Origin of the sequence: Martinezella rhizogenes (genome assembly GCF_027460065.1) — a bacterium.
GTDB classification, from domain to species: Bacteria; Pseudomonadota; Alphaproteobacteria; order Rhizobiales; family Rhizobiaceae; genus Agrobacterium; species Agrobacterium rhizogenes_C.
This window is the reverse complement of record NZ_JAPYZZ010000008.1, coordinates 173717-185882: the sequence shown is the minus strand read 5'-3', so window position 1 is coordinate 185882 and position 12166 is coordinate 173717. Positions and strand designations below refer to the sequence as shown.

8 protein-coding genes are annotated in these 12166 nt (G+C 59.6%); 4 read left to right on the top strand and 4 right to left on the bottom strand.

The window, feature by feature from the left end; genetic code table 11:
• Positions 1-37 precede the first annotated feature (37 nt).
• Positions 38-727, top strand: a complete 690-nt coding sequence (locus tag O8B93_RS15310) for a response regulator transcription factor (RefSeq protein WP_269710788.1) — start codon at positions 38-40, stop codon at positions 725-727.
• A gap of 32 nt (positions 728-759) precedes the next feature.
• Here O8B93_RS15310 and O8B93_RS15305 read toward each other — a convergent pair whose 3' ends face one another.
• Positions 760-1812 (bottom strand): threonine aldolase family protein, encoded by a 1053-nt coding sequence (locus tag O8B93_RS15305; protein WP_269710787.1) that lies wholly within the window; start codon positions 1810-1812, stop codon positions 760-762.
• 371 nt (positions 1813-2183) lie between these two features.
• On the opposite strand from O8B93_RS15305, the gene gltB reads away from it, so the two are divergent.
• The 3 genes from gltB to O8B93_RS15290 are packed head-to-tail and all read left to right on the top strand — an operon-like array spanning position 2184 to position 8566.
• Positions 2184-6929, top strand: a complete 4746-nt coding sequence (gene gltB, locus O8B93_RS15300) for a glutamate synthase large subunit (RefSeq protein ID WP_269710786.1) — start codon at positions 2184-2186, stop codon at positions 6927-6929.
• Positions 6930-6937: 8 nt separating this feature from the next.
• The gene (locus O8B93_RS15295) at positions 6938-7096 is read left to right on the top strand and encodes a hypothetical protein (protein ID WP_269710785.1); all 159 of its coding nucleotides are present in this window, start codon (positions 6938-6940) and stop codon (positions 7094-7096) included.
• A 15-nt stretch (positions 7097-7111) separates the two neighbouring features.
• A complete protein-coding gene (locus tag O8B93_RS15290) occupies positions 7112-8566 on the top strand; it encodes a glutamate synthase subunit beta (protein ID WP_269710784.1) in 1455 nt (484 codons plus the stop codon).
• A 73-nt stretch (positions 8567-8639) separates the two neighbouring features.
• Here O8B93_RS15290 and O8B93_RS15285 read toward each other — a convergent pair whose 3' ends face one another.
• The 3 genes from O8B93_RS15285 to O8B93_RS15275 all read right to left on the bottom strand — a co-directional run bounded on the left by O8B93_RS15285 (position 8640) and on the right by O8B93_RS15275 (position 12157).
• Positions 8640-9995 (bottom strand): sensor histidine kinase, encoded by a 1356-nt coding sequence (locus O8B93_RS15285; RefSeq protein WP_269710783.1) that lies wholly within the window; start codon positions 9993-9995, stop codon positions 8640-8642.
• Positions 9992-10666, bottom strand: a complete 675-nt coding sequence (locus O8B93_RS15280) for a response regulator transcription factor (protein ID WP_269710782.1) — start codon at positions 10664-10666, stop codon at positions 9992-9994. Before O8B93_RS15280 ends, O8B93_RS15285 begins: the two co-directional genes overlap by 4 nt.
• A 255-nt stretch (positions 10667-10921) precedes the next feature.
• The gene (locus O8B93_RS15275; protein WP_269710781.1) at positions 10922-12157 is read right to left on the bottom strand and encodes an SGNH/GDSL hydrolase family protein; all 1236 of its coding nucleotides are present in this window, start codon (positions 12155-12157) and stop codon (positions 10922-10924) included.
• Between the last annotated feature and the right edge of the window lie 9 nt (positions 12158-12166).

The following is a 12166-nucleotide window of genomic DNA, read 5'->3' as shown; positions in this document are numbered from 1 at the left end:
ATTACGCATTGCGCCGTGCCGCTGAAGGAGATCGGGAATGACCAATTCCGCCGTTCGTATTCTGATCGTCGATGACGAGCCGCCGATCCGCAAGCTGCTGCGGGTGGGTCTGTCGACCCAGGGATATGCGGTGAGCGAGGCGATGAATGCGAAGGTGGCGATGGAACTGGTCCGGGAAGACAAGCCGGATCTTGTCGTGCTCGATCTCGGGCTGCCGGATTTGTCCGGACATGATCTTCTGGAGAAGTGGCGCGGCGAAGGTCTGGCGCTGCCGGTCATCATCCTCTCCAGCCGCACGGATGAGGCAGGTATTGTCAGGGCGCTGGAACTGGGGGCGGATGATTATGTCAGCAAGCCTTTCGGCATGAACGAACTTGTCGCCCGCATCCGTGTGGCCCTGCGCCATCGCCTGCAAACACAGGGTGAGAAGCCAGTCTTCCAGACCGGTGACCTCTCGGTTGATCTTGTCCGGCGCATCGTCAAGGTGGAGGATCGCGAGGTGAAGCTCTCACCCAAGGAATATGATATTCTGCGTGTTCTGGTGCAGCATGCCGGCAAGGTACTGACACACCGTTTTTTGCTGGAGCATGCTTGGGACGAATTGACCGATGTGCAATATCTGCGGGTTTACGTGCGCCAGCTGCGCCAAAAGATCGAAAAAATCCCGGATCAACCGCGTTATATCCTGACGGAAACCGGGGTCGGTTACCGGTTGCAGGAGGTTTGAGGGCGCCGCAAGGCGACGCCCTCTGATCGGTGTCAGACGGCGGCGCAGATCGACAGGAATTCGTCCACATCGGCCTCGGTCGTCGCAAAGCTGGTGACCATGCGGATCAGCACTTCGTCCTTGCCGACATTTTCCGGCATGTCGCGCGGCTCCAGCCAGTCATAGAATTTCGCGCCTTTTTGCGTCGCCGCTTCGGCGGCTGCCTTGGGCAGAATGGCGAAAACTTCGTTGGCTTGTGTCGGCCATGCCAGACGGGCGCTGTTCAGTGAGCCGAAACCGGCGCGCAGCCGATTGGCCATGGCATTGGCATGGCCGGCGAGACCGAGCCACAGATCGTCCTGCAGGTAGGCTTCGAATTGCGCAGCGATGAAACGTGATTTCGAAAAAAGCTGGGCGGTGCGCTTGCGCAGGAAGGAGAAGTCCCGGGGAAGCGAAGGATCGAAAAACACGATCGCTTCGGCACACCAGCAGCCGTTTTTCGTGCCGCCGAAAGACAGAACGTCGACGCCGCGTTTCCAGGTCATTTCAGCCGGGGTCGTGCCGAGTGCGGCAAGCGCATTGGCAAACCGCGCGCCATCCATATGCAGTGGCAGGCCGTTGTCTTTTGCGATTTTGGCGATGGCGTCGATTTCATCAAGCGTATAAACGGTGCCGGCTTCAGTCGCCTGCGTCATGGTGATGGCAGCGGCGCGGCCGTGGTGCACGGCATCCTGCGGATAACGCGCAATGCGCTCGATCAGGTTTTCCGGCAGCATCTTACCATCAGGCCCTTCGACGGCGACCATGCGCATGCCGGAAAAGAAATCCGGGGCGCCGCATTCATCTTCGATCACATGCGCTTCGGAATGGCAGAAAGTCAGGCCGCCGGGACGGGCAATGCTGGCGAGCGAAAGCGAATTTGCCGCCGTTCCTGTCGCGACGAAAAACACCGCGACTTCGCGTTCAAAGATTTCGTTGAAGCGTTTTTCGATGGAGAGATCGAGTTCGCTGGTGCCGTAAGCGGCGGCAAAACGCGTGGATTCCCGCGACAGCCGTTCATTGACGGCCGGATGGGCGCCAGCCCAATTGTCTGAAGCAAAAAACATCTCTGATGGCTTTCCGATAGCTGAGGGTCTGTGTTGGGCTGCGTGAAGCTATGACGGACAAAGTTCTAGGACCTAAGATTGCGATTGGCAAATCGGGCAATGAAAGCAATGTCCCAGCGGCTGTTTCGACAAGAAAGTTTCGCACAATAGGTCAGTATCGAAACTTCGCTGCAAACAGGGGCATTCACTAATTGGATTCGGACCCTTGCTAAATTCAGCCATTTCTGCCAAAATTAGCAGGAATTGAGACAGTCTTGCTGTCCTAAATTTAATCCAGCCGGCATGAATGCGGATTTTGCGGGAAGCAGAAATCCGTATCGAGCCGGATCTTCGCATGAAACCGTGCAAGTAATTTTGCAGGAGGGACAAAAATGATGAACAAGCCGCAGGCGGATATCGCCGCCGCAACCCTGACCACAGACTGTCCCACCGCGGCTGCGGCCGCACCCGTTTCTGCGAAAGCGCGTTTCGCGGGCGGCTTGCCGGAAAAGCAGGGTCTTTACGATCCCGCCAATGAACATGACGCCTGCGGCGTCGGCTTCGTTGCCCATATGAAGGGCGTCAAGTCGCACCAGATCGTCAGTGACGGCCTGTTCATCCTCGAAAACCTCACGCATCGTGGCGCGGTTGGCGCTGATCCGCTGATGGGTGATGGCGCGGGCATTCTCGTGCAAATCCCCGACCGTTTCTTCCGCGAGGAAATGGCGACGCAGGGCGTGACGCTGCCGAAGGCAGGTGAATATGCTGTTGGCCACATCTTCATGCCGCGCGATCCTTCCCGCATCGAACATTACAAGAAGGTCATCGTCGACGTCATTGGCGAAGAGGGGCAACAGTTCCTCGGCTTCCGCGACGTGCCCGTTGATAATTCCTCGCTGTCGAAGGCGCCTGATATCGCCGCCACCGAACCGCACCATGTTCAGGTCTTCATCGGCGCCGGCCGTGATGCCGCGACCAATCATGACTTCGAGCGGAAGCTGTTCCTGATCCGCAAGGTTCTTTCCAACCGCATCTATGATGAGGGCGGCGGCAAGGAAACGCAGGATTTTTACCCGGTTTCGCTGTCGTCTTCGACCATCGTCTACAAGGGCATGTTCCTCGCCTATCAGGTTGGCGCCTATTACAAGGATCTGGCGGACCCGCGTTTCGAATCCGCCGTTGCGCTGGTGCATCAGCGTTTCTCGACCAACACCTTCCCGTCCTGGAAGCTGGCGCATCCTTACCGCATGGTTGCCCATAACGGTGAAATCAACACGCTGCGCGGCAACGTCAACTGGATGGCGGCGCGTCAGGCGTCGGTGTCGTCGGCGCTGTTCGGCGATGACATTTCCAAGCTCTGGCCGATTTCCTATGAAGGCCAGTCTGATACCGCCTGTTTCGACAACGCGCTAGAATTCCTCGTGCGCGGCGGTTATTCCATGGCGCATGCCGTGATGATGCTGATCCCGGAAGCCTGGTCGGGCAACCTGTCAATGTCGGCGGAACGTAAGGCGTTTTACGAATATCATGCCGCGCTGATGGAGCCGTGGGACGGCCCCGCCGCCGTTGCCTTTACCGATGGCAAGCAGATCGGCGCGACGCTTGACCGTAACGGCCTGCGTCCGGCGCGTTATCTCGTCACCGATGATGACCGCGTCATCATGGCGTCGGAAGCCGGCACGCTGCCGGTGCCGGAGGAGCGCATCATCAAGAAGTGGCGTTTGCAGCCGGGAAAGATGCTGCTGATCGATATGGAAAAGGGCGCGATCATTTCCGACGAGGATGTGAAGCACGAGCTTGCCGCCAAGCACCCTTACCGCACCTGGCTCGACCGCACCCAGCTCATCCTTGAGGATCTGAAGCCGGTGGAGCCGCGCGCGCTACGCCGTGACGTGTCCCTGCTCGACCGTCAGCAGGCCTTCGGCTACACCAGCGAAGACACTAAGCTCCTGATGTCGCCGATGGCGACGACCGGTCAGGAAGCCATCGGCTCGATGGGCACCGATACGCCGATTTCGGCCATGTCGGACAAGTCGAAGCTGCTTTATACCTATTTCAAGCAGAACTTCGCGCAGGTCACCAACCCGCCGATCGACCCGATCCGCGAAGAACTTGTCATGAGCCTCGTCTCGTTCATCGGCCCGCGCCCGAACCTTCTCGATCACGAAGGGGCGGCCCGCGCCAAGCGTCTGGAAGTGCGCCAGCCGATCCTGACCAATGGCGATCTGGAAAAGATCCGCTCCATCGGCCACACGGAAGACCGTTTCGACACCAAGACGCTCGACTTCACCTATGATGTGGAGCGCGGTGCCGAAGGCATGCCCGAAATGCTCGACCGCCTGTGCGAGCGGGCGGAATCGGCCGTTCGCGGCGGCTACAACATCATCGTTCTTTCCGACCGCCAGCTTGGCCCTGATCGTATCGCGATCCCGGCACTTCTGGCGACGGCCGCGGTACACCATCACCTGATCCGCAAGGGTCTGCGCACCTCTGTCGGTCTCGTCGTGGAAACCGGTGAGCCGCGCGAAGTCCACCATTTCTGCCTGCTCGCCGGTTATGGCGCGGAGGCGATCAACCCCTATCTCGCCTTCGACACGCTTCTCGACATGCACAAGCACGGCGCCTTCCCGAAGGAAGTGTCCGACGATGAAGTCGTCTATCGCTATATCAAGGCGGTCGGTAAGGGCATCCTAAAGGTCATGTCCAAGATGGGCATTTCCACCTACCAGTCCTATTGCGGCGCGCAGATTTTCGACGCCGTTGGCCTGTCTTCGCAATTCGTTGAGCAATATTTCTTCGGCACCGCTACCTCCATCGAAGGTGTGGCCCTGACGGAAATCGCCGAAGAAACCGTAACGCGCCATACGGCGGCTTTCGGCAAGGACCCGATCCTTGCCAATACGCTCGATATCGGCGGTGAATATGCGTATCGCATGCGCGGCGAAAGCCACGCCTGGACGCCGGATGCCGTCGCCTCGCTGCAACATGCCGTGCGCGGTAACAGCCAGGACCGCTACCGCGAATTCGCCGGGATGGTGAATGAGACGGCGCTGCGCATGAACACCATTCGCGGCCTGTTCAACATCAAGTCTGCGGAAGCGCTCGGCCGCAAGCCGGTTTCCATCGATGAAGTCGAACCCGCGGCAGACATCGTCAAGCGCTTTTCGACAGGCGCCATGTCCTTCGGCTCGATCAGCCGCGAGGCGCATACCACGCTTGCCATCGCCATGAACCAGATCGGTGGCAAATCCAATACGGGTGAGGGTGGCGAAGAATCCGACCGTTATCTGCCGCTGCTCAATGGCAAGCCGAACCCGGAACGCTCGGCCATCAAGCAGATCGCGTCCGGTCGTTTTGGCGTGACGACGGAATATCTCGTTAATGCCGATATGCTGCAGATCAAGGTGGCGCAGGGTGCCAAGCCCGGCGAAGGCGGGCAGTTGCCCGGCCACAAGGTGGATGCGACTGTTGCCAAGACCCGTCACTCCACGCCGGGCGTCGGCCTCATCTCGCCGCCGCCGCACCACGATATCTACTCCATCGAAGATCTGGCGCAGCTGATCTACGACCTGAAGAACGTCAATCCGGAAGCCGATGTTTCGGTGAAACTGGTGTCGGAAGTCGGCGTCGGCACGGTTGCCGCCGGCGTTGCAAAGGCGCGCGCCGACCACATCACTGTTTCCGGTTTCGATGGCGGTACGGGTGCTTCGCCGCTCACCTCGCTCAAGCACGCGGGCAGCCCTTGGGAAATCGGCCTTGCCGAAACCCAGCAGACCCTGGTGTTGAACGGCCTTCGCTCGCGCGTTGCGCTGCAGGTGGATGGCGGTCTGAAGACCGGCCGCGATGTCATCATCGGCGCGCTTCTGGGTGCGGATGAGTTCGGCTTTGCCACCGCGCCGTTGATTGCGGCCGGCTGCATCATGATGCGCAAGTGCCACCTCAATACCTGCCCGGTGGGCGTCGCCACGCAGGACCCGGTTCTGCGCAAGCGCTTCAAGGGTACGCCGGAACACGTCATCAACTATTTCTTCTTCGTCGCCGAAGAAGTGCGCGAAATCCTTGCCTCGCTGGGCGTTACCCGGCTGGACGAGATCATCGGCGCTTCCGAACTGCTCGAGAAGGATGAGATGCTGGCACACTGGAAGGCCAAAGGGCTGGATTTCAGCCGCATCTTCCACAAGGTCGAGGCTCCCAAGGAAGCGACCTTCTGGACAGAACGCCAGAAGCATCCGATAGACGACATTCTCGACCGCAAGCTGATCGAGAAGTCTCTGCCGTCGCTCGAAAACCGCGAGCCTGTCGTGTTCGAAGTGCCGATCAAGAACGTCGATCGTTCCGCCGGTGCCATGCTTTCGGGTGCGCTTGCCAAGCGTTGGGGTCACAAGGGCCTGAAGGACGATACGATCCACGTAACGCTGCGCGGCACGGCCGGGCAGTCCTTCGGTGCCTTCCTTGCCCGCGGCATCACCTTCGATCTGGTGGGTGACGGTAACGACTATGTCGGCAAGGGTCTTTCGGGTGGTCGCATCATCGTGCGCCCCCCGGAAAACACCCGCATCGTCGCGGAAAACTCGATCATCGTCGGCAATACCGTGCTTTACGGCGCGATCACCGGCGAGTGCTATTTCCGCGGTGTCGCGGGCGAGCGTTTCGCGGTGCGTAACTCCGGCGCTGTTGCTGTTGTCGAAGGCGTGGGCGATCACGGTTGTGAATATATGACGGGCGGCATCGTCGTCGTTCTTGGCGAAACGGGCCGTAACTTCGCGGCCGGCATGTCCGGCGGTGTAGCTTATGTTCTCGACGAGAAGGGCGATTTCGCCACCCGCTGCAACATGGCCATGGTCGAGCTGGAGCCGGTTCCGGAAGAAGACGACATGCTGGAGAAGCTGCATCATCACGGTGGCGACCTCATGCACAAGGGACGTGTGGACGTTTCCGAGGACATGACACGTCATGACGAGGAGCGCCTTTACCAGCTGATCTCGAACCACTTCCACTACACGAATTCGTCGCGCGCCAAGGATATACTCGACCGCTGGAGCGAGTTCCGTCCGAAGTTCCGCAAGGTCATGCCGGTCGAATACCGTCGTGCGCTTGAGGAAATGGAGCGCATGCGCATGGGCGTGGCGGCGGAATAATCCGCCGCGTGAGGACACTACACCAACTGGTCTCGCTGATAACAGCGGCCGCCGTTCCCACGGCGGTCACCTGGACGAGCGGCGAGACCGGATTTGAGTTCATCGTGCTGGGGGCGGCTATGGGTTTCGCTTACTGGTACTGGGGCCCGACAGGCGCTCCGCTTTGATGTGAGGACATAAACGTGGGCAAGGTAACAGGTTTTCTGGAGATTGACCGTCAGGTGGGCAAGTATCAGCCCGCATCTGATCGTATCCGCCATTTCCGCGAATTCACCATTCCGATGTCGGATGCCGAGGTGCAGAAGCAGTCGGCGCGCTGCATGGATTGCGGCATTCCCTATTGTCACGGCCCGACGGGCTGTCCCGTGCACAACCAGATCCCCGACTGGAACGATCTGGTCTATAACAACAATTGGGAAGAGGCGATCCGCAACCTCCATTCCACCAATAACTTCCCGGAATTTACCGGCCGCGTCTGTCCGGCGCCCTGCGAGGAAGCGTGCACGCTGAACCTCGAGGATGCGCCGGTCGCCATCAAGACGGTCGAGCAGGCGATCGCCGACAAGGCCTATGAGCTGGGCTTCATCGTGCCGAAGCCGGCAACGATCCATACCGGCAAGAAGGTCGCCATCATCGGTTCCGGCCCCTCGGGCATGGCGGCAGCGCAGCAGCTTGGCCGCGCCGGCCACGAAGTTCACGTTTATGAGCGTGAATCGAAGGCTGGGGGCCTGCTGCGTTATGGCATTCCGGACTTCAAGATGGAGAAAAACTTCATCGACCGCCGCGTCGAGCAGATCAAGGGCGAAGGCGTTACTTTCCATTGCGGCGTCAATGTCGGCGTGGATGTGACGGTCGAGGCGCTTCTCGCCGACCACGATGCCGTTCTTTATTGCGGCGGTTCGGAAACCCCGCGCCCGGCCGGTATCGGTGGTGCCGATTTTAATGGCGTTTACGATGCCATGCCTTACCTCGTGCAGCAGAACCGCCGCGTCGGTCGCGAAAACATCGACAGCGTCGGCTGGCCGGCCGATCCCATCCTCGCCGGCGGCAAGCATGTCGTCGTCGTTGGCGGCGGCGATACCGCATCTGACTGCGTCGGCACGGCGTTCCGTCAGGGTGCGGTGAAGGTCACGCAGCTCGACATCCGTCCGATGCCGCCTGAAAAGGAAGACAAGCTCGCGGTCTGGCCCTTCTGGGCAACCAAGATGCGCACCTCGTCCTCGCAGGCCGAAGGCGCCATCCGCGAGTTTCAGGTGGCGACGCTTGAATTCGTCGGCGAAGACGGCGTGTTGACGGGTGTGAAATGCTGTCAGGTGGATGATCGCCGCAAGCCGATCGCTGGTACTGAATTCATCATCAAGGCCGATCTCGCCTTCATCGCCATCGGCTTCTCCGGTCCCTTCACCGATAGCGTGCTGAAGGAAATGGAAGGCAAGCTGACGCTCAACACCGATCGCCGCGGCTCTACCAATGTCGTCGCCAACGAAACGGACTACAAAACCTCGGTCGACAAGCTGTGGACGGCGGGCGACGTTCGCCGTGGTCAATCGCTGGTGGTCTGGGCGATCCGCGAAGGCCGCCAGGCTGCGCGGGCGATCGATGAGGCGCTGATGGGCGCCACCGTTCTGCCGCGCTGAGCAGGCGGAATCGATAGGAAGCGGAAAGGCCTGTTGCAGACGCGACAGGCCTTTTTGTTTGACTGCTGCGTTCTCAGCAATAGGGAAGCGCGATGCGGAAGGAGGCGCCGCCGGTGGGGGAATCGCTGATGCTGATCTCGCCGCCGTGATACCGGACGATCTCCTGCACGAGGTTGAGCCCAAGTCCGGTGCCGTGATCCTTCGGTCTCATCCGGTGAAATGCATCGAAGACGAGTTCCCGTTCCGCCTCGGGAATACCGTTGCCTTCATCGGCTATCTCGATCACCCGGTTTGAGGCCACCCTTATAGTGATGGTTCCGCGATTGCCGCCATGTTCGATGGCGTTCTGCACGATGTTCATCAAAGCGCGCTGCAGCGAGGCGTCATCGGCAAGGGCGAGGATCGGTTCTTCTTCCGGCTCGAAGGACAGATTATATCCTTGTGAGATCGCAAGCGGTGCCATATCCGCGACGACGGACCTGCACAGGACGACGATATCAAGCGGAACAAGCGGTGCCTTCTGCCCGCCAAGGCGTTGCAGATCGAGCAATTGTTCGGCCAGCACGGCGATGCGGCTGGCATCCGCCAATATCCTGCTGCGGGCCGGGCCTTCCAGTAGGGTTTCAACGCGGGTCTGGAGAATGGCGACGGGGGTTCGCAATTCATGGGCGGCATCGAGAATGAAACGCTTGTGCCTTTCATAGCCATCGTCCAGCCGCTGCAATGCGCCGTTGACGGCATGCACGAGCGGCTGCACCTCCCTTGGAATATTGCCATCCGGCAATCGATATCCCCGTTTGTCGATATCGATGGTCTCCGCCGTACGGGCAATGGCGGACAGAGCCAAAAACTCTTTGCGGATGATCCAGGGAATGGTCACGATCGTCACGGCCGCCATGAGAATAAGAAACGGCATGATCAGGATGTTGGAGAAGAGGAGGACAGGAAAGGTCATACTGAACGGCTCGCCCTGGCCGATCATCGCAAATTCTCCAGCTGGCCCGGATACGCGGCGTACGATCGCGACGTACAAAACGGCGAAATAAGAATAGGACATTCCCGCGTCGCGTATATTGGAGATTCTAACATCGTTCAGCGTTTGACCCATGTCGCTGAAAGCTTCTGGCACCGGCCCACCCTGGATAATATCGTCATTTTCGGTCAGTGCAACGAACCAGAAATCCGGAGTCTCCCTGCGCAATTTTGCGTATTCAGGCGTCTCCTTGAGTACGATTTTTCCATCTGGCCCGCGAATGAGAGCGTTTGCTGTTATTTGCGCCGCCTCAGAGCTGAGGAGGGCACTTCCGGTGCCATCGGACAGCAAATAAACGAAGAATGCGACTGTGACGATGACCATGCTGCCGATCTGGAACAGCAGTAGTTGAATGGTCAGACGGCGTTTGAGTGATTTTTTTTTGGCGGGCTTCATGGGATGGCCCGCATAAGGTATCCAACGCCTCTGATGCCGTGAACCTCGACACCCGCATCCGTCGCCGCCAGTTTGCGGCGTAAGCGGGAGATATGGGAATCGAGTGCATTGGACTGGATTTCATCATCGAAATTATAGACGGCTTCCTCGAGTATCGAGCGCAGCACCGTTCTGCCCTGTCGTCGCAACAGGGCCTCGATGATCAGTAGTTCCCGTCTCGTCAGTGGAAGAAACTCGCCCTTGATGCGCACTTCGCGGGTTTCGAAGCAGAATTCCAGCCCGCCCAGTTTCGCCGTCATTGTCACGGTGCCGGCCGGTCGGCGCATCAGGGCGCGGATGCGGGCAAGCAGCTCCTCAACGGCGAAGGGCTTGGCCAGATAATCGTCCGCGCCGAGGTTCAGGCCATTGATCCGGTCCGCAAGCGCGCCTTGCGCCGTCAGCACGATGACGGGTGGGGTAACGGGCAGGAGACGCAGATCCTCGATGAGGTCGAGGCCGTCGCCATCGGGCAATTGCCGGTCAAGCACGACAAGGTCGTGAACACCGTCCATGATGGCGTGACGGGCCAGATCGAGCGTGCCGACCGCATCCACGATAATATCGAATCGGTGGAGCGCGGCGGACAGCGCAGCCGCCATTTCGCGTTCGTCTTCAACAAGCAGCAGGCGCATGAAATCGTCTCAGCATTATCCGGCGTCTTCTCGCGGAGAGAAGGAGGCGCGCAGGAAGTCAAAAAAAGACGGCGCCGTTGACGCTCAAGGCAAGCGACGCGTCGCCGTCAAATCAATGTCGCCTTGCGAGGAGAGGGATCGGAGATGACTGATGGGGCCATCCCCGCATTCCTGCAAAGCGGTCCTCAACCTGCCATGGCGGGATTGCATAAACATTACGCCCGCAGCGCTGCTACTGAAACGCGGGGACAGCGCCTATTGTTTTGCCTGCGCGGTATCAGGTACCAGGCGATAGTCATCGATACGCCCTGCCGGCGCGTCAGACATTTCTCCTCGTTTGGTCAGCCTCTCGCGAGGAGATTCCACCACGGATACGCGTGTGGGTCCGGCCGCAAGGGGAGCATCGCCCAGAAGCTTGTCGCCACCATCGAGATTAGGATCGGTCAGGCTGATCGGCTGGGTGCGTACCTGACCCGCATCGATGCCGAGCGCCGGCAAAGAGGTGAGTGCAGGCAGATTGCTGCCGTCCAGTTTGACCAGATCGGGTCCCGCGCTATCGAGGTGCCTGCGCACGAATTTTTCGACGTAAAAGGCGAGCTTGCGTTTGCCAGCCTGCGTCATGCCGATGCCGTCAGCCTCACGCAGGCGGGCCTGCTGGCCGTTCATGTCGTAACCGGTAATGACGAATTTCCCTGCCTCATCGACGAAGCCGTCCCATACATCCACAAATTCACCGCCATATTTTTCGACATGGCTGCGATAAAGCCGGTTGAAGCCGACGAGATCGGCCGAAAGCGAGGGCGACTGGAAGGCGGGCACGCCAACCCAAAGCACCGGCACCTTCGGGCGGCCTGCAAGGGTCAGAAGCTCGTCGATGCGCCGTTCATATTCCTTGAACCAGACTTCCGTGCCGAATTTTTCTCTGACATCACCGATCTGCATCTGCTGGCGATCGTTCGACCCCATCATGATGACGATGGTGGCCGGGTTGGTCTCGCTTATGAATTGCGGCAGATTGGTAGACCAGTCGTAATAATCCTTGCGGACGAGGCCGGAAGAGCCGTTGGCACGCACATCGACGGTGATCGCCGGCGAGCTGGCAAAGGCATTGACCAGCTCTTCCCCCATGCCGCCGGCCAGGAAATCGCCGATGACCAGAACGCGTCTCGCATTTTCAAGCTTGGCGGCAGGTTCCGGTTTTGCGGTTCGCATCTGAACCACCGAGGGGGCTTTTCTTGTGGGCTGTGGGCGGGTGACCGATCTTTCACGCGGAGCAGCCGGAAAATCCCGGCGGCTGCGGGGCTGATATTCGCGGCCGGAGCCGCCATCGCGGCCCACCGGCTTGCCGAACAGCATTTCGAAAAGGGTTCGCCGCTGTTCCTGTGCGAAGGTCTCGGAAGGAACCAGCGGCACACAGAAGACAGCGGAAAGAATGATGGCGCAGAAACGCCAACCCGTCTTTCCGTTTCTTGCCGCAGGTATCCTACTCATGACATCAAC